This window comes from Paenibacillus sp. JCM 18996 (assembly GCF_055392555.1).
Genome location: NZ_AP043884.1, coordinates 2,779,152 through 2,801,139 on the forward strand (window position 1 = coordinate 2,779,152; position 21,988 = coordinate 2,801,139).

At 51.3% G+C, this 21,988-nt stretch carries 21 protein-coding genes and 1 tRNA gene; 1 reads left to right on the plus strand and 21 read right to left on the minus strand.

Features of this window, described 5'->3' with window-relative positions:
* Positions 1-59: 59 nt before the first annotated feature.
* The 19 genes from hpt to pth all read right to left on the minus strand — a co-directional run bounded on the left by hpt (position 60) and on the right by pth (position 19,274).
* The gene (gene hpt / locus ACZ5N7_RS13660; RefSeq protein WP_464654892.1) at positions 60-599 is read right to left on the minus strand and encodes a hypoxanthine phosphoribosyltransferase; all 540 of its coding nucleotides are present in this window, start codon (positions 597-599) and stop codon (positions 60-62) included.
* Between the two features lie 47 nt (positions 600-646).
* Positions 647-2,074, minus strand: coding sequence for a tRNA lysidine(34) synthetase TilS (gene tilS / locus ACZ5N7_RS13665; RefSeq protein WP_464654894.1), 1,428 nt, complete (start codon positions 2,072-2,074; stop codon positions 647-649).
* Between the two features lie 13 nt (positions 2,075-2,087).
* On the minus strand, positions 2,088-2,999 hold the full coding sequence (locus tag ACZ5N7_RS13670; RefSeq protein ID WP_464654896.1) for a protein kinase domain-containing protein: 912 nt from the start codon (positions 2,997-2,999) through the stop codon (positions 2,088-2,090).
* Positions 2,983-3,750, minus strand: coding sequence for a vWA domain-containing protein (locus ACZ5N7_RS13675; RefSeq protein WP_464654898.1), 768 nt, complete (start codon positions 3,748-3,750; stop codon positions 2,983-2,985). The genes ACZ5N7_RS13670 and ACZ5N7_RS13675 overlap by 17 nt, the downstream gene beginning before the upstream one ends.
* Before the next feature lie 214 nt (positions 3,751-3,964).
* Positions 3,965-6,460, minus strand: a complete 2,496-nt coding sequence (gene spoIIE / locus ACZ5N7_RS13680) for a stage II sporulation protein E (protein ID WP_464654900.1) — start codon at positions 6,458-6,460, stop codon at positions 3,965-3,967.
* 296 nt (positions 6,461-6,756) lie between these two features.
* Positions 6,757-6,830 (minus strand) — tRNA-Met (locus ACZ5N7_RS13685).
* A gap of 131 nt (positions 6,831-6,961) precedes the next feature.
* Entirely contained in the window at positions 6,962-7,492 is a 531-nt protein-coding gene (locus ACZ5N7_RS13690; RefSeq protein WP_464654902.1) for a S1 domain-containing RNA-binding protein, read from the minus strand.
* A 101-nt stretch (positions 7,493-7,593) separates the two neighbouring features.
* Complete coding sequence (locus ACZ5N7_RS13695; RefSeq protein WP_464654904.1) at positions 7,594-7,917, minus strand: FtsB family cell division protein; 324 nt, start codon at positions 7,915-7,917, stop codon at positions 7,594-7,596.
* 13 nt (positions 7,918-7,930) lie between these two features.
* Positions 7,931-8,509, minus strand: a complete 579-nt coding sequence (gene yabQ / locus ACZ5N7_RS13700) for a spore cortex biosynthesis protein YabQ (RefSeq protein ID WP_464654906.1) — start codon at positions 8,507-8,509, stop codon at positions 7,931-7,933.
* The gene (gene yabP, locus ACZ5N7_RS13705) at positions 8,506-8,793 is read right to left on the minus strand and encodes a sporulation protein YabP (RefSeq protein WP_464654908.1); all 288 of its coding nucleotides are present in this window, start codon (positions 8,791-8,793) and stop codon (positions 8,506-8,508) included. Before yabP ends, yabQ begins: the two co-directional genes overlap by 4 nt.
* Before the next feature lie 145 nt (positions 8,794-8,938).
* Positions 8,939-9,208 (minus strand): RNA-binding S4 domain-containing protein, encoded by a 270-nt coding sequence (locus ACZ5N7_RS13710; protein ID WP_464654910.1) that lies wholly within the window; start codon positions 9,206-9,208, stop codon positions 8,939-8,941.
* On the minus strand, positions 9,208-9,480 hold the full coding sequence (locus ACZ5N7_RS13715) for an HU family DNA-binding protein (protein ID WP_464659273.1): 273 nt from the start codon (positions 9,478-9,480) through the stop codon (positions 9,208-9,210). The genes ACZ5N7_RS13710 and ACZ5N7_RS13715 overlap by 1 nt, the downstream gene beginning before the upstream one ends.
* A gap of 85 nt (positions 9,481-9,565) precedes the next feature.
* Entirely contained in the window at positions 9,566-11,077 is a 1,512-nt protein-coding gene (yabN, locus tag ACZ5N7_RS13720; protein WP_464654912.1) for a bifunctional methyltransferase/pyrophosphohydrolase YabN, read from the minus strand.
* Between the two features lie 25 nt (positions 11,078-11,102).
* The gene (locus ACZ5N7_RS13725) at positions 11,103-12,758 is read right to left on the minus strand and encodes a putative polysaccharide biosynthesis protein (RefSeq protein WP_464654914.1); all 1,656 of its coding nucleotides are present in this window, start codon (positions 12,756-12,758) and stop codon (positions 11,103-11,105) included.
* A gap of 118 nt (positions 12,759-12,876) precedes the next feature.
* The gene (spoVT, locus tag ACZ5N7_RS13730) at positions 12,877-13,419 is read right to left on the minus strand and encodes a stage V sporulation protein T (RefSeq protein ID WP_464654916.1); all 543 of its coding nucleotides are present in this window, start codon (positions 13,417-13,419) and stop codon (positions 12,877-12,879) included.
* 241 nt (positions 13,420-13,660) lie between these two features.
* Complete coding sequence (locus tag ACZ5N7_RS13735) at positions 13,661-14,782, minus strand: peptidylprolyl isomerase (RefSeq protein ID WP_464654917.1); 1,122 nt, start codon at positions 14,780-14,782, stop codon at positions 13,661-13,663.
* Entirely contained in the window at positions 14,769-18,290 is a 3,522-nt protein-coding gene (mfd, locus tag ACZ5N7_RS13740; protein WP_464654919.1) for a transcription-repair coupling factor, read from the minus strand. The genes ACZ5N7_RS13735 and mfd overlap by 14 nt, the downstream gene beginning before the upstream one ends.
* 84 nt (positions 18,291-18,374) lie before the next feature.
* Complete coding sequence (locus ACZ5N7_RS13745; RefSeq protein WP_464654921.1) at positions 18,375-18,602, minus strand: anti-sigma-F factor Fin; 228 nt, start codon at positions 18,600-18,602, stop codon at positions 18,375-18,377.
* A 111-nt stretch (positions 18,603-18,713) separates the two neighbouring features.
* Positions 18,714-19,274, minus strand: a complete 561-nt coding sequence (gene pth / locus ACZ5N7_RS13750; RefSeq protein ID WP_464654923.1) for an aminoacyl-tRNA hydrolase — start codon at positions 19,272-19,274, stop codon at positions 18,714-18,716.
* A 139-nt stretch (positions 19,275-19,413) separates the two neighbouring features.
* On the opposite strand from pth, the gene ACZ5N7_RS13755 reads away from it, so the two are divergent.
* On the plus strand, positions 19,414-19,614 hold the full coding sequence (locus ACZ5N7_RS13755) for a hypothetical protein (RefSeq protein WP_464654925.1): 201 nt from the start codon (positions 19,414-19,416) through the stop codon (positions 19,612-19,614).
* Positions 19,615-19,765: 151 nt separating this feature from the next.
* On the opposite strand, the gene ACZ5N7_RS13760 is transcribed toward ACZ5N7_RS13755, so the two are convergent.
* Positions 19,766-20,395 carry a 50S ribosomal protein L25 gene (locus tag ACZ5N7_RS13760; RefSeq protein WP_464654926.1) on the minus strand — a complete coding sequence of 210 codons (630 nt, stop codon included), beginning with the start codon at positions 20,393-20,395 and terminating at the stop codon, positions 19,766-19,768.
* Between the two features lie 118 nt (positions 20,396-20,513).
* Positions 20,514-21,905 (minus strand): bifunctional UDP-N-acetylglucosamine diphosphorylase/glucosamine-1-phosphate N-acetyltransferase GlmU, encoded by a 1,392-nt coding sequence (gene glmU, locus ACZ5N7_RS13765; RefSeq protein WP_464654927.1) that lies wholly within the window; start codon positions 21,903-21,905, stop codon positions 20,514-20,516.
* Positions 21,906-21,988 lie beyond the last annotated feature (83 nt).

A 21,988-nucleotide genomic window follows, 5' to 3' on the forward strand; every position in this document is an offset into this window, starting at 1 on the left:
CGAGATTCCCCATCTCAATAGAACGTTTCCACTATACGGAGCTACCGTGAAAGCCGTGCCTAGGTGGAGTAAATCTCTTGTTTAAGAACCCCGATAAAGGGCAGGTTCCGGTATTTCTCGCCATAGTCGAGCCCATATCCTACGATGAAAGCATCCGGGATTTCATACCCGACATAGTCCGGTTCCAGGTCAACTGTCCTCCGGGCAGGTTTATTGAACAGGGCGACAACGGAAGTCGACAATGCGTTGCGCCTTTCCAATACATCGATTAAGTAGCTTAAAGTGAGGCCGCTGTCTATAATATCTTCCACAATGAGCACGTGGCGGCCTTCGACGGACACATCCAAATCTTTCACGATTTTGACCACCCCAGAGGATTTGGTGGAAGCCCCATAGCTCGAAACTGCCATAAAATCGATCTCCAGCGGGATAGTCATCCGTTTGACGAGATCGGACATGAATATAAAAGCGCCTTTCAGTACGCAGATAACGAGCGGGTTCTTGCCCTCGAATTCCTTGCTGAGCAAAGCGCCCAATTCCCGAATTTTGTGCTGCAGCTGCTCCTCGCTGTACAGCACCTCTTCAATATCGTTAAGCAACAGGTGGACCTCCTAATAAATAATATGATCATAAAAGCTTGTGCAGACTATCGGCGGTCCTTCAGATCTATAGCTGTGATCCGTAGAATCCGTGTGGTGCCCGCCGATACCGCCGCATGCCGTGATCTTCGGATCCCGGGAATCCACAGAATATGGCCGGATGCGTCCGCCAGTAAAGGAATCCGCTCCCTGTCCGCAGGAGGAATTTTATCATCAATGAGAATATCTTTTACTTTTTTCGACCCGTTTAAACCAATAACCTGCATCCGGTCTCCGGCTCTGCGGTTCCTGATCCTCAGAGGAAAATCGAGCAGGTCGTAGTCAAACACGGAATCGTCTTTACTGTGTTCTCTGGCGACAACCGGCGTGCATCCCGGCTCAACTTCTTCCTTTAAAAAGATTAAACGAAAACCGGCTTCCTTAATCTCCAATTCAGCTAATAACGCTTCAATGGCATAGTCGTAATCCTGCGCCGGCAGTTTGAATTTATGAAAACGAATCCGGTCATATTCTTTCGTAAAATGGACCTCATCGCTCAAATTCATCGTTAAATTAGGCGACCGCTCCTGCAATATAGCCGTACGGATACCTTCGGTTTTCCTGTAATCCAAAAAATCCGAATCGCCGGAAAGATAATATAATATTAGTTTAATCAACCGCCTTTGTAAAGCGACGGCACTTCCGGCAAACCACCTTCTCGAAAAGGTATACTCTTCTGCTTCCCGCGATACGCCCTCCTCAAAGATCCGCCGAACGACAGAGTCCATATAAGCGTTCTCCGAAGCCATCATTTCGGCAAGCCTTGCGACGGATTCCGCCAAATGATCATTGTACCTGCCGAGCATCGGCAGCACATCAAGCCTTACTTGATTGCGAAAATATTTGCGCAGCTGATTCGAGCTGTCCTCCCGGTAGGCGAGACGCTCTTCCCGGCAGTAGCCCAAAACCTCTGACTTGTATATACGTAACAAGGGGCGAACAAGTTTCATTTTACCTTCCATCCGCATAATCGGCATTCCGGACAGCCCTCCGGGACCCGTGCCTCGGATCAGCCTCATCAGAACCGTCTCCGCCTGATCGTCCGCATGGTGGGCGACTGCAATACAATTTGCCTTATATTGCTCCGCGGTTTCCCTCAGGAAACGGTATCGCCGCTCCCTTGCAGCCGTCTGGGCATTCATTGCGGTTTCTTCGATGTACTGCGGTACGTCAATATTCCCCACTTCCACAGGAAGCTCCAGGGCGCGGGCGAAGCTTACGACAAAATCCGCTTCCTCGTCGGATTCCCGGCCTCTAAACTGATGATTGACATGAGCTGCGACCAGCTTCCAATTCCAGTGCTCCGACAGGCGGTGAAGAATATGGAGCATCGCAATGGAATCCGGACCCCCCGACACCGCGACGACAATCGTATCTCCCTGCTGCAGCAGACGCTCATTGCCGATTGTTTCATTTACCTTGGCAAGCAATCCCATGATGGTCATCCTCTTATCTGAAAAAATATACTGTTGCCGCAAACAAAGCGATGGACAGTGCGAAGGACGCCGGAACCCAAACCCCCTTCTTGCCCGGAGCGGGTGGGCGGCGCATTCGATGCTGCAGCATCTGCTTTCTCCATTCCAAGCGGGCTTCTTTGGACGAAGCATATTTTCCGGTTAAAGCTTTTTCCAGAAAAGGAGCGATTGTGCGGCAGGCCGGTTCTTTGTACACCCTGTCCAGCAGCACGCCGACGGTACGGTTGTGCGGCAGCACAACGGGCAATGACCGGAATGTGTCCGACGAATCGAGCATAGACAGCATGAGCACGGCAAAAGAGAACAAGTCGTAGCTTTCTTCGGCAGAACGCGACCCTGCGGACCAGTAACCGCGGTCATACATCTCCGTAAACTGTTTGACCGCCCTTCCCCTTCCTGTGACCCCTCCGAAATCGATCAAATGAACCGCGCCCCGACCCGACACCAGCACGTTTTCCGGCTTTAGATCACCGAATATCCAGCCTGTGCCGTGCAGCTCCGTGAGCTTGCCAAGCAGGTTCCAGCCAACCAGATAAACCCAGTCCAGCCCGTTCTCCTGCAGGAACCGATGAATATTATCCCCTTTTATGTAACGGATCACGCTGAAAGGGTAGTCCTTCCCCTCCAGGCGGGCATCGTCGACGTCAATCAAATAATTCTCAAAAGCAGCCGATTGGGACAGCTGCTTGAGAGCGTTGACTTCCGACAGATGTTCCAACGAATCGTATCCGATTTTCAAAGCATAGTATGAACTTCCCTGGCTCACCAGGTACACCTGTCCGTTGGCTCCTTGGCCAAGAAGCCTGCGGATTTGATAGCATCCTTTACGCCATTTGCCGCGTATCATTAAACCCGGCTGCAGCGGTGCGTCAAATAACGTAGTCACTCAGCATCCCTTCCTTGCTTTTGGGCAGCTGTCTGCTCTCTCTTGTCCCCGTTTCAGAAATGACCGGACTTCCGGCAAAAGGTTCCCCCGTCATATAGCGGATCACGTGCATAAGTGCGGGCCCTGTAGGCGTTGTGCCCTTCATGTTTAATTTATAGAACATCTTGTCCACATTTGCAAGGTTGGAAGTCCAATCCAAATCCATTACGGCTTCTTCATCCGAATTCGCCGCTCCCGGAAAATGGAAAACGGCCAGTCGGCTTTTGCCCATTCTTGCCTGCAGGCTGAGCATCAAGTCGCGTACAGCCTCGCGGACGGAATCCATCTTGGGCTTCATACTGGCGCTCGCGTCGACCAACAGGGCGACTTCCAGCGGGGAAGTCTCTGCCAGTTCATCTATCGTCTCGACTACCTGGGCCCTTTGCGCCGGAGGCAGCTGTTCCAGCGCCGAATGGCCGAAGAGCGACTTCATCTGTTTGCCCACCTCAGCCTGGATGGTATAGGCAACCGTCTTCCGGGTCATCATCTGCACCGTCCGGGCAAGCTGGCTTGAAGCCACGATTCGGCTCATTCCCCCGCCGGCGTCGGCGATTTCCCTGATCTCCTCCGCTCCGCGCTCTCCCAACTCTCCTTGATCAATCACTCCTACTACATTTACGACTATACCCTCCGCCTGGGCGTGGGCCGCTGCAACGACAGGGCTGATTCCGACATTTGAACAACCGTCCGTGACCAGAATAATTTGCTTCATTCCCGTCCCCCCTATGGAAACTATTAATTGTAGTATCAGCTTCTCCATAGTTGAGAGAGTATAAACATTTTCCCGCAAAGTGACGACAAGGTCCGTACGAAGCCGGGTACTTTGCGGACAGCCGGGAATGATGCCCCGTCAGCCAGCCCTTTACTGCAGCACTACACACCAAAAAGCCGCAGTCCCCAGAACTGCAGCTTGTTCACGCATCGGCTCAACTCACCGTCTTAGGTCGTTCCATCCGGGTCATGCCCGGCCAATGGAAAGTTGCCCACTCCGGCTGATGCTTCTCGATTTTTGCCACGACCACTGTCATATCGTCATGGATTTCGCCTTGATGGTAGCGCATTACTTTGTCCAGCAAGCTCTCCGCCATATCCTGAGGAGTGTCCATATATACCTCCTGGATCAGCCGCTTCATCCACAACTCCTTGTTAACCGCAGGGCCTGGCGCGTCGTAAATGCCGTCGGACATCATGATCAGCACGTCGCCCGGCTGCAAATCCATCGATATCAAGTCCACCTCGATATCCTGCAGAATGCCCACTGGCAGATTATTGGCCGAGATCGGGATGACCTCGTTTCCTCTTTTTATAAAGCTGGGGATTGACCCGATTTTCAAGAAAGTGGTGCCAGCGTTATACAGATCGATCAGCGCGACATCCACGGTCGCATACATTTCATCGGAGGATCTCAGCAATAGAACGGAGTTGACCGATTTGATAGCTAGCTTCTCATCCATCCCGGATTGGAGGAGCTGTTGCAAAATAGTCAGGGCCGCGCTGCTTTCAGCTTTCGCCCTTTCTCCGTTTCCCATCCCGTCGCTTAAGGCGACCGCGAATTTGCCGTTCCCAAGCTCCACGGTGCTGAAGCTGTCTCCCGACAGCAGGTCCCCGTCCTTGGCGATGGCCGCTACTCCCGTGACCACTTCGAATTCCTTGGCGGAGCCGAATACAACGGTGGCGTAGCCGTCCCCCTTATCATGCATCTGCTCGCTCATTACGGCTATGTTCTCTCTCAGGATGTCGGAAAGCAGCGGAGCGATGATTTTACGGCATTCGTCAAATCCTTTCGTATATTGATGGATAATTTCAATTTCTACATTTCCTTCATCCAAAGAGATGATCTCGATGCTGTGGATCGACAGTCCAAGTGCTTCCAGAGCGTGCCGGATCTGCTCTTCCTGCAGAAACATGGCCTGGCCTTCCCTTTTGATCTCCTTAGCCAAATCCTCCATAATTTGCGACACGCCGAACAATTGATCCGCCACGATCTGCCGGCTGTCGGTGATTTGCTTTTTCCAGTGCAGATTGTTTTGGAAAAGCCGGTACTGCTGCTTCATCACATCCAGCACCTGCTCCGTCTTGACGCAGGACCTTTTCCAGGCAGCCGGAATGTCTTTCTTGGAAAAATTCTGCTTGATCTCCACCTCCGTCATCATATCGGTCATCAGCTTATAGGTTTGCGGAAACTTCTCGTCCCAGCAATGATTTCTCCTATGGCACGCCTGGCAGGACCGCTCTGCCACAGCGTTCATGAAATGTCCGACTTCTTCCTCCCTTTCCGCGGTGTGGTTTTCGGACGCGAACTGCTTGAAGCTTCGCGAAAGCTGCTTGAAAACTTCGGAGAACTGTTCCACTCTGGAAGCTGTCGCGTCTCTGACTCTTTTGACATAGTCCTGTTGGGATTTCAAATTCTCCTGCGTGCCGGGCACATATTTGGCGAGAATCTGCACAACGCTGCGCGGAGTAAGCAGGAAAAATCCTACAGCGACCACGGACTCCCAAGTGGAGTACAACACCTGCGCCTTTGTACCGACATAGATGGAAAGGATCGAGGTCCCGATCAGCATCCCCACGGAAACCCCCAGCTTATTTCCTTCCTTCATCAATCCGGCAAGCAGTCCCGCAAACGCCAGAAGACTCATTTGGTACACGGCCTGCATATCCGCCAAGCTTAAGATCAATCCCCCTATCACCCCGACGGAAGCGCCGAATGGGGCTCCTCCCACCAGGGCGAACAGCAGGATCAAATACCTGGAAAAAATATGCTCTATACTCATGGAGCCGGCGGACCAGCCGACTGTCCCTGTCATCACCGAGGCAAGCAGCAGGATTAAGCAAATCACATCCTCATGTCTTAACTGGATATTTTTCCTGGATAGCGTGAACACCGGCAGTGCCTGGATGAAGATTAAGGCGAGAATTACGCTTAGCAGCGCCTCCACTCCGGTCATCATTAGAGCGTACCAGGTGAGCCCCGTGCTGACCATGGCCGCAAACAGTTGAACCATAAAGGTGGAGAGGCCGACAAGGATGGGGGTGAACGAGAGCTCTGACCGCTCGAACCGTTCGAGTCCCTTCTGGATAAGAAGAAAGACGGCGATTTCCGTCCCGATATAACCTGCGTGGGAATGAAGAGAAAGGTAACTCCCGGCCACTGCTGCAACGCCGACCCAAGCCGCAATGTCACGCCTAAGAAAGTAGATGACGGCAAAGTAAGCTGCTGCAAAAGGAGAAAGCTCCTCGAGGATCATCGCCCTCCCCAGCAGAAACCCCATCATCAACAAGAGAATATTCCATTTTTTCGAAACAACCGCTTGAATCCAGCCTTGCCTTGAGATCATGCCCATAATGTTCTGTTTGGCTTTTCCGGCCCAGCTTAGCCCATTCCAACCATCGTTTTGAAGACTTGTCCATTTTTGCATCATAGCGACACCTTCCATCCTTTGGTTTGTGTCCCTATTATATTGGGAAGTCTAGTATAAAGTTTGTCATAAATAGGTAGTAGACTCAAAAAAGTTTACGACAAAATAACCCGAAGCGCGAATCGTTTCCACACCCAATGACAGTGCGCGATCAGAATGATTCAAAGATGCCGGACAATAAAAAACAGACGGCTTGGCGCCGTCTGCTTGGGGGCTAAAATGCAGGGAATCCGTAATTCCCTGTCGATTCCACTAATAATTGGAAATTGAAGCGACAAAACTTCCGATATTGAGCGATATAGCGGCGGAGGGGCTCGAACCCCCGACCTTACGGGTATGAACCGTACGCTCTAGCCAGCTGAGCTACGCCGCCACAATGAATAAAATTATATACAAATTACGTTGCTAAGTCAATAAAAATTAGCCGTTCCTGTCATTTCACTATAGGCCTCTCAACAAAACAAAAAACCGCGGAATGGATCCACGGCCGTCTTTTGTATGAAACTAATCGCGTCTGGCGCCTCTGCCTCCGCGTTTACCTTCCGTATTCTTCTTTAACGATGAAATCCGTTCTTCACTATCCTTAAGGAAGCGGGACATTTTGTCTTCGAATGTCAACTTGTTAGCAGGCGGTTTGAACGAACGGCCTCCACGGTCTCCGCCGCGTCCGAACCCGCCGCGGTCACCGCCGCCGCCCCGTCCGAATCCTCCACGGTCTCCGCCGGGACGGTTCGAATCCGGTCTGCCTTGGTACCCGCCGCCTTGTCGTTCCGGACGAGGAGGCCTTGCTTCAACAGGCTTGTCAACGGCTTGCTTAATGGATAAACCTATCTTCCCGTCTTTGTCGACATTAATTACTTTGACAAGGACTTTGTCACCCACCTTCAAATGGTCGTTGACGTCCTTGACGTAATTATCTGCGATCTCAGAGATGTGAACAAGCCCGGTAACTCCTTCGGAAAGCTCGACGAACGCTCCGAAGTGAGTAATGCCTGTTACCTTTCCTTCTAGCTTTGTGCCCACTTCAATTGCCATAAAGTAAAATGTTCCTCCCATAAAATGTTCAAAAACCGGCTAGCCCGATTATAACTGATGCGGGAAATACTTTCAACATGTAAGCATTTTCCTGACGGAGCCTATGGATTCGAAGCGGCCGGTTTCGGCGTAAAGAGAAGCACTTCTCCCTGCTTCACATAGTGAAGCTCCTTGGCGATCTTCTGTTCCAAATACTCGGGGGTATTCATACGTATAATTTCACGGCGGATATCTTCATTCGTCTTCTGCTTCTCCGCCAGCTTCTTGTCGAGCTCGGCTGCTTGGCTCTTCGCCTCGTCAAGCTTTGCCATCTGGTTCCAGAAAGTGACTCCGGCATAACTCAGCAGACACAGGAACACGATGATCGAAATACGCAATCTTCGTTTCAGGTTTCTATACTTTTGATCAATGTTGCCCATTGTCATCGTTCGAAGCCTCCTACTGCTTACGGAAAATTCGCCGCCACCATCCCCTGATCTTCTGAAATGTAAAGATAAGTTTCTTTGGCACGGCTAATCTTTTCTGAACGGGACGAACCAGCCAGAGAAAGATTTTCCAGAATGGATACAACAATTGTATCACAATCTTATAAAGGAAAACAGCCACTGCTGCCAAAATTCCAATGATTCCGATTAATAATCGGTAAAGCGCCTTAATGGGAGCGACAATTAGATATTTAAACATCTTGCGGAGAAATTGAATCAGAGCTTTGACCACTTTTATTCCGAACCGGATAATCCCGATTACCGTTTTGCTAAAAAACAGGAAATAAAAGCAAATCCCGGCCGCCATTCCGGTAAAAACGAACATCCGCACTTCACCCTGATTACTGTAGAATAACGCGAGAAATACCAGAAGAGTCGCCACGACCCAATAAACAACGTCTAGAAAAGGAATGATCCACTTGGGAGCCCTGAACTGCCTGCTCAGAACGCGGTACATATCGTACATAACCCCCAGCCCGTGCCCGCTCAGAAACATCATCCCAATAGTCACAAATTGTACCTGCAGGCTCACTTGAACAGCTTACCCAACAGACCCTTGGACTTTTCGCCCGAGTTCGAGTCCACATACTCCAGTTTATTCACAATCCCTTCGATGGCGACTAATCCCTGCTCCAGGTTCAAGTTCTTGATATGTAAATTCTGACCTTTGATCATAAGGAATCCCATTTCCGTTTCGAGCAAAAACTCCTCGCTGTCGAAGCTTTCCACGTTCATTACGCCGGATATTTCCAAAAGCTTGCGGTTGAGCATTTTGATTTCCTGTCTTTTGTTCTTACCGGCTTGTTCCAGGACCATAGCTCGTTTTCCCCCTCGGTTTCAGGTCTATTAATAAATAGGTATGGAGGGATGTCCTTGTTTAGAACGAGCCTGGCAAAAAAACCCCGCAAGTAAGCAGGGCCTTTCCGGAACAAAAAAGCTCCCCGAAGGGAGCGTGTTGGTTTTACAGTGAATTATCCTGAAGCTTTTCTTCCTGAAGCATAGTATACATACCCGCGGCTTCATCCTTTTTCGTCGTTTCCGCGAGGCGTTCCACCCGGACCGTTACGAGCTTCTGTCCAAACTGGATCTTGAGCTCGTCTCCCACCTTTACCGTAGAGCTCGGCTTCGCATCCCTGCCGTTGATCCAGACTCTTCCCTGATCCGAGACGTCCTTCGCGACAGTACGGCGCTTTATCAGGCGGGAAACCTTCAAAAACTTGTCAAGACGCATTATTTTACGGCTTCTTTAAGTTTGTTTCCCGCTTTGAAAGCCGGAACCACCGTCTCGGGGATAGAAATCTCCTTGCCGGTTTGCGGGTTTCGCCCCGTGCGGCCGGAACGTTTGCGGGTCTCGAAAGTGCCAAAGCCGATCAGCTGCACTTTATCTCCGTTCGTCAAAGCTTCGGTCACTTCACCCAAAAAACCGTTAAGCACGGTTTCCACTTCTTTTTTGGTCATTCCGCTTTTGGTTGCGATGTTGCTGATTAGATCCGCTTTGTTCAACATAATAGAATCCTCCTAAATAGCATTCATTTTTGTGAGCTCCGCCGAGCCCTGCCTGTTCGTAATTATTTATTCTTTGCACCCGCTAGAATTCCTGCTTTTGCGCGGTCGATTGCCGAAGTTTTTTTGCCTGCTGCCACAGGGTTTCCATTTCTAGTAAATCAGTTTGGTCAAAAGTCTTCTCTCTTAAACGCAGCTCCCGCTCAATATAAGAGAAACGTTCGATGAATTTGCGGTTGGTGGAGGAGAGAGCTTCCTCCGGATCCGCCTTCAGAAACCTCGCAAGATTCACGACGGCAAAAAGCAGGTCTCCCAGCTCTTCCTTCTGCTCATCGCGTTGATCGCCTGTGGCAAGCACTTCTTTCAGCTCCGCAAGTTCCTCCTCCACTTTCCCGATGACCTCCTCGATCCGTTCCCAATCAAAGCCCACGCGAGCCGCCTTTTTCTGAAGATGCCACGCTTTCATTAAAGCAGGCAGATCTCTCGGGATGCCGGAGAGAACCTGTTCCTCAGCAGCATCGACACCCTTGCTTTTCTTTTCCTCGGCCTTGATCTGCTGCCAATTGACGAGCACTTCTTCCGAAGAATCGGCTGTGGCTTCGGCAAACACGTGGGGGTGGCGGCGAATCATTTTTTCATTCAGTTTCTGGATCACGTCGTAGACGGTAAAAACGCCATCTTCCTCTTCGATTTGGGAATGCAGCATAATTTGCAGAAGCAGGTCACCCATCTCTTCGCACATCGCTGCAGGATCGTCGTCATCAATCGTTTCCAGCACTTCATACGTCTCCTCGATGAGGTAACGGCGAAGGGAAGCATGAGTCTGTTCACGGTCCCAAGGGCACCCTTCCGGGCTCCGCAAAATCGCGATAATTTCATGCAAGCGGGCAAAAGAACGGTTAAGCAGTTCAGGCTTGTCGGCGGCCGGCACCCAGATTAAAGATAAATTGCCGTAATCCTTGATTCGGTCCAGTTCATACAAAGCTGCCTCTTCTATTCTTTCCGCCCCCTCCACTCCGAGGGAATGCCCGACCTTTACCTTGTAGTCGTCCGGATAAATCTGCATCAGGCTGAGTTTGGCGTCGGAAGCCGTATGGACATCATACACCTGGCCGATGATCGTATGCAGGCGGGGATTCAGATTGGCTACGGACAGTTCGGAAGCGTCAAGCAGCTGGAAGCCATCGATCGGGTCGAAGCCGAACCGCAGGAACGCCTGGTCGAGGAAGCTCTCGCCCCCCAGGACTGTCAGGTGAATCCCTTCCGCGGAGCAGCGTTCCCGCAGGAGTTTAACCGTATATTCCGCCACCATCGGATGGCCCGGAACGGCATAAACCACCTCTCCCCCTGTCTGCTTCGCCTCGGCCGCGAGTTCCCCGGCGATCGCATCGTATACCTTCTCGAAAGTGTCATGCCGCTCATAGAGCCTGTCGAAGGATTCGTACGCCATACTTCCACGCAGCAGGGATTGCACCACCGGATGCTGCTCCGTCCGTACATACAGGCGCCCGGATGACTGCAGCTTCTTCCATACGCCCAAGGTTAATTGGTTCTCATCCCCGGTTCCCAATCCGACAATCGTAATGGATGCGCTCATAATTACCTCCAGCAGTCGTTTTTATTTAAAGATTCATCGGTTTACGCAGCTTCATCTTCAGCAGAAAAGCATCCAGTTTGCCTTGAAGCTCCGGGAGGGCCTCCAGGTCGTCTTTTGTAAGACAGCCTGTCTTGAATACAGCGGCAATATACATCCCTGCCGCGGCCAACACGGTGAACAAGCTGATTATCGTGCTCTGCAGCCTTGACGGCAGCAGGACAGGGGCCCACTGCAGCACAGTTTGGGCCGCGTGCATGCTTAATAAAATGCCGAAAGTCAGGATGGCCGCAGCCAAAGCAGGTTTCCACAGAAAGCTGCTTGAGCGGAAAGAAGCTCCTGTCAGCTTTCTCAAAAAGTAAAGATTTATACCCGCCGCCAGCATTAAAGCCGCGTTGGCGGAGTATGCGGCCCCCTCAATTCCGAGCCGGGGCATCAGAAGATAATTCCCGGTCAGCTTGACCGCAGAGGCTGCGAGCAGGCTTACAACCGGGATCAACACGGCGCCCAGCCCTTGCAGGATACTTCCCGAGATAATATTCATAATGCTGAATAAAGCGGTAAAGGCCAGTATTCGCACGGCTCCAGTGCCCTCATTATCCGTGTAGAACGTGATATTCAGGTGCTCTGCAGTCAAAGCCATCCCTATGGAAGCGGCCAGCCCTATGAGCCAAGTTAACCGCAGAGCGAGCTCGGTCCTTATCCGGATCAGCCGTTCATCGCCTGTCGCCCTAGCAGCCGCTATGACGGGAACCACCGCGGCCGTCACGGAAGCGGCGATCATAGCCACCATTTGGACCAACGGCAGCCCGTGGTTGTAAAGACCAAACTGCCGCATGGCGCCCGCTTCCGTGCCCAAGCCGTTTGCCAGCAGGCGGGGCATCGTAAAAGTGTCCACCAGCGTCAAGATCGGCAGCATGATGGATCCCAGCGCAATAGGAAGCGCATAGAGCACGAACTGCCTGACCAGAGAGAACGTGCTTACACGCCCGCCGCTTAATCCATTGGCCTCATCCACACGGGGATCCATTCGTTCCCTAATCCAATAACGCCACACAACGGCCAAGCCCGCCGCTGCGCCGGTGACAGAGCCGAATGTAGCTCCCGCCGCTATCGTTCCTTCGGAAGCATGTCCCTGCATAAAGTAAAGAAGCAGCCCCACCATAGTAAGCACACGCACAAGCTGTTCGGCAACCTGGGAATAAGCCGTGGGCAGCATGTTGCCGTGTCCCTGAAAATATCCGCGCAGAGCGGACATAACCGGCACAATCAGCAGCGCAAAGGAAACGCTCCGGATAGCCGCCGCCGTATCTTGTACGCCTATCCAGCCTGCCAGCAGATCGGCCCCCCAGTATAAACCCGCAAAGAAAAGCAAGCCGCTCATCGAAAGAATGGCGGCAGCAATGCGAAGTACACGCCTGGCTTCGCCATACTGCCCTTTGGAGGCCCGCTCTGCAACAAAAGCGGACACCGCGAGCGGAAACCCCGCGGTTGCGAGGAAAGTAATCAATATGTACAGCGGATAAACCGCGTTATAGATGCCGAATACCTGGTCTCCGGCCAGATTCTGCAGCGGAATCTTCTGCAGCGTCCCGAGCGCCTTGGAAACTGCCGCTGCCAAACCCAATACCAATGCGCCTTCCATCCACCGGGATGACGGTCTCTCCCGCTCTTTGTCGTTCACGCCATCTCCTCCCATGCCCTCCATTATATATGATATCCGGCCAAAGAAAAAAGCCTCCCGGATAAGAAGATGCCTGAGCACCTTGCCTTCAAGGAAGCCTGCCTTGAGAAGTTTCGTCTTACTGCTCCATTTGCTTGGCCAAAAAACCGGCTGCGGTTTCGGCCATTTTGCTTTCCAGTTCGCCCATTTTCACATTGTCTTCTTTGGACAGCAGGATAACGGAGCCGATAGGGTCGCCGCCCGCAATGATCGGTGCGATAACATAGGAGCTGTAGGTTTCATTCATGTTTTTGCAAATTTCATACTGTCCGCCTCCGCTGTCCAGCGCGGTCTTGCGATTGTCCATGCTGCTTTCGACGAGACTTCCGATCGGCTTGTCCAAATAATCCTTCTTGGAGCCGCCTGCCACGGTAATAACTGTGTCGCGGTCCGAAATCATCGTAATATGCCCTGTGCTTTCATATAAGGATTCAGCATATTCCTTTGCGAAATCGCCGAGCTCCCCGATTGGTGAATATTTCTTAAGAATGACTTCCCCGTCCCGGTCAACAAAAATTTCCAGTGGATCTCCTTCGCGAATCCTCAATGTGCGGCGGATTTCTTTTGGAATTACGACTCTGCCCAAATCGTCTATACGACGAACAATTCCAGTTGCTTTCATGCCTCTAGCTGCCTCGCTTTCTTTGAAGAATTAGATACGAGTAGATCCAAAACTTTATACCATGATGAAAGGGAATTGGTTTCTGAACATAGTATTCAACCGTTCCCAAATTCTTATACAACTCCCAGCGGGTCTGATCTACACCCGTTATATAACAGATTCCGCTTCACTCATTATGTCCATAATATCCAAATAAAAACAGGATGCCCCGAAGGACATCCTGGTAAATATTGCGAAGGGCTTACTTCTTAGGCTCTGCCGGAGCAGGCGCCGGTGTATTCTGCGGCGCAGTCTGGTCGGGAGCCGGTGCGGCCGGAGCAGGCTGCTGTGAACCGGATGGCGCTTGTCCGCCGTTATTCGGCTGGGCAGGCTGCTGAGGCTGAGGCTTGGGAAGATTGTTGGTTTCAATCATGCCCGGCAGCTCTTTCTCGGCAAAGTTGTATATTTGCTGTTCTGCAAGTCCGGACTTAATATCCGCTTTGACATCGTCCAGCTTCTTGGTTGTTCTTGATTCCACTTTCATCACGTGGTAACCGTAATCGGTCTTGACCGGATCGCTGACCTGGCCCAGAGGCAGCTCGGCTGCGGCCTTTTTGAATTCAGGCACCCATTGGGAGATATCCGCATTCTCATACTTGCCGCCTTTGTCCTTGGAACCCGGATCGTCGGAGTATTCCTTGGCCAAAGCTGAAAAATCTCCGCCTTTGCTCAGCTTGTCCTGCACTTCCTTCGCGCGTTTCAACGCCTCGTCAGCAGTGCGAAGGTCTTTCTGTGTGGCAGCGTCTTTCAAAGCGACCAGGATATGGCTGACCGTAGCCACGGTGTAAGCCTCTTTGTCCGCCGCGAGCTTCTTGTCATACTCGGCTTTGACCTGGTCGTCCGTCACTTTGCTTTCCATCGCGGTCAATGAATAAAGGCTGCGCTGCACAAACTGCTCAAGGTCCTTCATCTCGATCTTGTTGTCCTTAAGCACCTTATCCGCTCCGCCCTGCATGTCCAGGTAGCTTTTAATTTGATCGGTCTGCGTTTTCACCTTTTTGTCAGCTTCCGGCTTGTCTTTGGCATCCAGACGTTCGGACAGCACCTTGAAGGTGATATACTGCTTCAGCATTTCCTGCTTGTAAGACGGATCGTTCGCAAACTGGGCGTACTGGGGATAGAACACTTTATTTACATTTTGAAACTTGTCGAACTCCTCGGCGGTGACCGTTCCGCCTTTATAAGTGGCGACTACATCCTTCGAAGCGGCCGCATTTCCCGCTTGCGATTTCTTTCCGCACCCGCCGAGCACACCAAGCACCAATATAGCGGCTGCTAAAAGGAGGACCCACTTCTTCGCTAACGTTTGTTTATTTTGCAACATCCTGTAATTCTCCTTTCGACTTTAAAGCCGCCTTATACTGCAGCAAAAATTTTTCCAGATATGAGATCGATTCCTCAGAACTCATGCCTTTACAGCGAACCGCGATATGAATTTGCGGACCGCTGATGAGCTTCACCCTGCCTCCGAAGTCGGATGACAGCTCGAACAGCTTCTGCCCATCCAACCGGCCGTTCTGGTCGGGATGGATTTTGATATAGTAGTCGTCTCCCTTTTGGGTGATAGACTCAACGGCATATTGGATGCCGTAAACCTTAAGGCGCGCTACTGCCAGCAAGTTCTCCACCGCTTGCGGCAAATCGCCGAACCGGTCCACCAGCTCGTCGCGCAGGTCCTCCGATTCCTCTATCTTGCGAATGTGGGCAACCTTTTTGTAAATTTCAATCTTCTGCATACTGTCGTAAATGTAGTCGGATGGAAGATAAGCATCCAGATTGATATCCAGTTGGGTCTGCCATTCCTTCTCGGGCTCCGCGCTTGTGCCGTCTATCTCGGCCTTGAGTTTGGCGATTTCCTCCGCAAGCATCTGCGAATACAGATCAAAACCCACAGACGCGATAAATCCGTGCTGCTCCGCACCGAGCAGATTGCCGGCCCCCCGGATGGACAAATCCCTCATGGCAATTTTAAACCCTGAACCCAGTTCTGTAAACTCCTTGATGGCCTGCAGTCTCTTTTCGGCCACCTCGGTCAGCACTTTGTCGCGTTGATAAGTGAAGTACGCATACGCAATCCGGTTAGAGCGTCCTACCCGTCCTCTTAACTGATACAGCTGGGATAAACCCATTTTATCCGCGTCGTGTACGATCAATGTATTGACGTTAGGAATATCCACACCGGTCTCGATAATGCTGGTAGAAACTAACACATCGTATTCCCCGTCGAGGAAGTCGAGAATCGTCTTTTCCAGCTCCTGCTCGGACATTTGTCCATGAGCTACGGCCACTTTGGCGTCGGGAACCAGCGATGAGATAATATCCGCCATCTGGTGAATGCCCTGTACCCGGTTGTAAAGGTAATACACTTGTCCTTCCCTGGACAGCTCACGCTCCAAAGCCTCACGGATCAGCGCGTTGCTGTGTTCAACGACATATGTCTGCACAGGGAAACGGTTCTCGGGCGGCGTCTCGATGACGGACAGATCGCGCACTCCCAGCATCGACATGTGCAGCGTCCGCGGAATCGGCGTCGCCGTCAAGGTAAGCACATCGACATTCGTCTTGAGCCTCTTCAGCTTCTCCTTATGGGACACGCCAAAACGCTGCTCCTCGTCGACTATAAGCAGGCCGAGTTCCTTAAACTGAACATCCGCGGAGAGCAGCCGATGCGTGCCGATCACTATGTCCACAGTTCCCGCCTTCACTCCTTTCATCGTGTCCGTTTGTTCCTTCTTCGAACGGAAACGGCTCAGGACCTCGATGCGAAACGGGTATCCGGAGAATCGTTCACGGAAAGTTTCATAATGCTGCTGCGCCAAAATCGTAGTGGGCACCAGAACGGCCACCTGCTTGCCGTCGATAGCCGCTTTGAACGCTGCCCTGATCGCCACTTCCGTCTTGCCGTACCCCACATCTCCGCAGAGCAGCCTGTCCATCGGCCTGGACTTCTCCATATCTTCTTTGATTTCCTCTATAGCCCTCAGCTGATCCACAGTCGCGTCATAAGGGAACAAGCTTTCAAACTCCTGCTGATAAGCGCTGTCCTTCTGGAAGGCATAGCCTTGGGCGGCCTGCCGCTCGGCATACAGCTTGATCAGATCGTCCGCAATGTCCTTGACAGAAGCCCGGGCTTTGCTTTTGACTCTCGCCCAATCGGCTCCGCCAAGCTTATAGATCTTAGGCTCTTTTTCTTCGGCTCCGACATACTTTTGGATGAGCTCGATCTGGTCGATCGGCACGGACAGCTTGTCTCCGCCCGCATAGAGGATGTGGATGTAATCCTTGTGGATCCCGTTGATCTCCAGGGTGCCGATACCTACATACTTCCCGATTCCATGGTTGACATGCACTACATAATCGCCGATTTTCAATTCCTGGTAGCTCTTGATCCGTTCCGCGTTGTCCAGCTTCTTGTCTACTTTACGCACTTTCCGCTGTTTCTGCGTGAACATCTCGCCTTCGGTAATGACGACCAAATGAATGGAAGGCTGCTCGAACCCTGCCTGAAGGTTTCCGTCCAGGATAACAGGCTCCTCGATGTGATAGTCCTGCAGCACCCGCTTAACGCGTTCGATCCTCTCAGGCCCGTTGGCGAGGATAATGACCCGGCTTCCGGTCTTCTTCCAGCGTTCCATCTCCGATTTCAACAGATTCATCTGCCCATGGAAGCTTTGCATCGCCCGGGACATGAAATTGACAATGTTCTGGGGTTGGGTTTGCGGCACCTGCCTTAAAAAAAGGGAAGAGTACAGCGTCTGGAAAGGCTTGCGGAACAGCATCGACTCATAGGATTTGGAAACGGAAAAAGCAGGCAAGCTCTTGCCCTCCTCCAGGGAATGGGTCATCCATTCGGCTTCGTCCTTCTCAAGCTGCTTCACCGTCTCCAGCAGACGCAGCGGTTCGTCGATCCACAGCACCGTATCTTGAGGGACGTAATCGAACAAACTCTGTCTCTCCGGATACAACAAGGAAATATATTTATAAATGCCCGGGAAATTCTCTTCCTGCTTCAATCTTTCGATATCGTAACCGATGTTCTCCAGCAGCTTTTCCTTGCTTTTGCGGTCCGACATTTTCTGCAGTTGGGCCTGGAGCAGTTCATATGCATGCTGCGCCGCTAATTGGAAGCGCTTACGTTCTATTAAAATATCGCTGCAGGGCAGAATGACTATTGAATTCAGCTTGTCTATCGATCTCTGATCGGACACCTCAAAGCTTCGGATCGAGTCTACTTCCACATCGAACAATTCCACCCTGAAAGCCGTCTCCGAAGTCACCGGGTAAAAATCAATGATTCCGCCGCGGACACTCATCTGTCCTTTGGATTCGACCCTTTCCGTTCTTTCATACCCCAGCTCTGTCATCTTAACAAGGAAATCTTCCAACTGCACCGTATCCCCTACCTTCAGAGACACAGGCGCGTGCACAAACATCTCTTTATTGGGCAAAAGCTTTCGTACAGCCGCAAACGGCGCCACAACGACCCCTCTGTATCCGGAGGCCAGGCGGGTTAACGCTTCTATCCTCTGGGCGAGCATTTCGGGACTTGCCGCCGCGGCCTCAGCCGAGAGGATTTCCTGCGCGGGAAATAACAAAATCTGCTCCTCGGGCAGGCATTCCACCAAATCTTCCACAATCTTCTGAGCCGAGAACATATTGTGAGTAAGAACCAATAAAGGGGCTTTCATCTCTGCGGCAAGGGCCGAAATCATGACCCCTTTGGATGACCCGGACAAACCGGAAATCAATTGTTCTTTCATTCCGGAACGCAGTCCCGATACAATCGACTGAAAATCCGCATCACGGGAAAAAGCAGAAAGTAACTCTTGCAATCATGTACACCCCTCTCAACCATACACCTTCATATGAAGCAAAAGAAGCCTAAGCTGTAAAGCTTCGGCCTATCCGCCCGTTTCTTATTGCAACGGATTAACGATAAGGGACAGCTCGGGATTATTTTCCACCGCTTCCCTGCAATAATCGCACGCAATTCGGACAGTCACATCACCGTTTGAATCATACGATATTATATCTCTCCGCTCCTCTGTGGTCAAGAAATGGAAGCCCAGCTGAAATTCGGAAACCGACGAGTCCAATTGGCCAATCCCTATCCGGCAGTGGGGACAAATATATTTAATTGACATAGTGTATGCCTCCTGTTTTGGTCATATACCTTTTCAGTATTCCCAAAACGCCGTCAATTAGCCCTGGAATTGAGACTTTTACGGGAGCGAAGCCGCATAATTGCCCCCAGTTCAGGAATTGTACTTCGCCATAGTCTTGTCAAAAGGCGCTTGCAGGCTGCATTCCATAGCTTCCACCGTTTTCTCAAGCAGAGAGTCCATTGATTTCATTTCTTCTTTGGTAAAATTGGACAGCACATAATTGACTATCGGAAATCCGGGAGCGGGGCGGGAGATTCCCATTCGAATCCGGTTAAACGTCTGCGTGCCCGTGTGCTGGATAATGGACTTGATCCCGTTATGGCCTCCCGCGCTTCCTTGATACCGCAGCCTCAGATGTCCGAATGGCGTATCAAGGTCGTCATACAGGACAATCATATCCTGCAGCTCGGCTTTGTAATAATCCATAAACGCGCGGACGCTTTCTCCGGACAGGTTCATATAAGTCATCGGCTTCAGCAGCATAACCTTCTCTCCCTGTATGCGTCCTTCGCCGATCAGCCCTTTGCATTTGGCGCCTGTGACGGAGATTCCGTGTTTCCTGGCAAAAGCGTCAATGGCCATAAATCCGACATTATGCCTGGTGCTTCCGTATTCTGTTCCGGGATTTCCCAACCCAACAAACCATTTCAATGAAGATCTGCTCCTTTTTTCAGCAAAATACCCGACAGTTTAAAAAAATTTACTTTTTTTATGTAAATGCAGTGATACATCTTCGCCAGCAATTGTCGTTATTAATATAAGCCAAAATTCCACTGTAGGTGATTCCAGCATGTATACCAATGGCCAACCCTTAAATCACGACCAACAGTTCAAGGACCATATCGAACATGAGGTTCCTGTACAGGTTTATTTCAAGAACAACCACAAGGACATCGGTTTTGTAGAATATTACACGACGAGCTTCATCAAAGTCAATAATATCTACTACAACCGTGCTATATATACGTTTATCTCAAGACCCGGCTACTAAGCGACTCCAGCCAGAGTCATGCTCCGAAGCCTCATCCGGGTACATAGCGCGGGGCCTGTATACCGGACACAAAGCGGAGGTGTAAACCAGAAAAGCTACTGCACCTTGTCGGGTAACAGTAGCCTCTGATAAACCGGAAGGACCGGAAGGATTATTCGGTTGCTTCTGCGGCTTTCGCCTGATCCTTGCCCTCCGCAGCAGGAGCTTCCTCTTCGGTCTCGGCTGCCTCTTCCTTCTGCGGAAGCCCGATGGTTACAACCACGTTCTCGGCAGGAGAAAGCAGCTCCACACCCTCAGGCAGCTCGATCTCGGAGAAAAGGACATTCTCCCCGATGTTCAATTTGCTGACCTCCACCTGCAGATGTGCGGGAATGTTCTCAGGAAGACAGCGGATTTCCGCTTCATGCGCAAGCACCTGCAGAACGCCCCCTTCCTTCACGCCTTGGGCCTCTCCCACAATTTCGATTGCAAGAGTCGTTCTGACGGGCTCGTCCATATTGATTTGATGGAAATCGATATGAAGAATCGCCTTGGAAAGGCTGTCCTTTTGAATTTCGCTGATCATAACGGATTGCTTGCCGGCACCCGGCAGATTCATCTCGATAACTCCGTTAGGGTTTTCTTTTAACGCGATATGCAGTTCTTTGCTGTCGACGGTCACCGGCACACTTCCCACTTTCTTGCCATAAACGACGCCGGGGATTTTCCCTTGGGCCCGAAGCCCTTTATTCTCGGATTTCGTCACTGATTGACGAGGTTCCGTTGTTAATGCTGCAGTCATACATTTTGTACCTCCTTATAGTTCAGCAACCGGGAATGGGTACAGTTAGAGTTGAACCCTTCCTAATTATAACCCTTATGGAGTCGTTTTGAAACGTCCTCAGCCGATTTTGCAAAATTTACTGCTTATTCTTAGCTGCCAGAATCTTGCTGCGCAGCTTATCCGCGTACCCCGGCTTATTCACTTGCCGCTCCCTGGCTATCGCCAGATCATTCTCGTTTACGTCGTGCGTAATGGTCGAACCGGCCACGACATAAGCCCCTTTGCCGATCTTCACGGGCGCGATCAAGTTGACGTTACTGCCGATGAAGGCTTCATCCTCGATTTCCGTGAGCTGCTTGCGGTAACCGTCATAGTTGGCGGTTATCGCCCCGCAGCTGAAGTTGACATTCTTGCCAACAACCGCATCCCCGATATAGCTCAGATGAGACACTTTCGCGCCGTCATCGAGCTTGGCGTTCTTGATTTCCACAAAATCGCCGACCTTCACCTTCCGCCCGAGCCTGGCCCCCGGCCTCAGATAAGCGAACGGGCCAACCGACGTCTGGTTGCCGATTTCCGCATCGGTTACGACCGAGTGCTTCACTTCGACTTCATCTCCGATGACGCTGTCGGCGATATCGGATTGAGGCCCGATGACACATTGGCTTCCGATGACTGTCTTCCCCTTCAGCAATGTGCCCGGATACACTACTGTGTCTTCTCCGATTACGACATCCGCTTCAATGTAAGTTTGCGACGGATCGATAATCGTTACCCCGTTCAGCATATGGCGGCGGTTAATGCGCTCCTTCATCAGCCTCTCCGCCTCCGCCAAGGCCGCCCTGTCATTCACTCCAATGGATTCAGCCTCATCCGGCGTACAGTACGCCTGCACCGTTTCTCCGCTTTGCCGGAAAATGCCGATGACGTCGGTCAGATAGTATTCCTGCTGTGCGTTGTTGTTCGTTACGTTGGATAAAGCCTGGAACAGCTTGCGGTTGTCAAAGCAGTATGTGCCGGTGTTGATCTCCTGCACCGCCGCTTCCTCGGGAGTGGTGTCCTTTTGCTCCACAATCCGGTTTACCGCGCCGTCCGCGTCCCGGATAATTCGTCCATAGCCATGAGGCTGTTCCAGCTTGGCCGTCAGAACTGTCGCAGCCGCCTCCGTTTCGCCGTGCAGCCTCATCATTTCCAACAACGTTTCTTCTTTGACCAAAGGGGTGTCTCCACAGACGACGAGCGTCACTCCCTCTTCATTCTCAAGCAGCTTCTTTGCCTGCATAACCGCGTGGCCGGTTCCCAGCTGTTCTTGCTGCACTGTATATTCGACCCGATCTCCCAAGAAGGATTGCACTGCTTCGGCGCCATGGCCCACAATTACAATGGAACGGTCGGCATGAATTTTTTCAAGCATATCGACCACATGCCCCACCATCGGTTTGCCGCACACCGGATGAAGAACCTTATACAACTTGGATTTCATCCTCTTTCCTTGGCCTGCAGCCAACACAACCGCGTAAATATTCATCAAACAAACCCTTCCCTTCTGAATGATGCGCTGTCTTTATGCGCGATGGATCTGTATTCTATTATACAAAAAGAAAAGAGAGC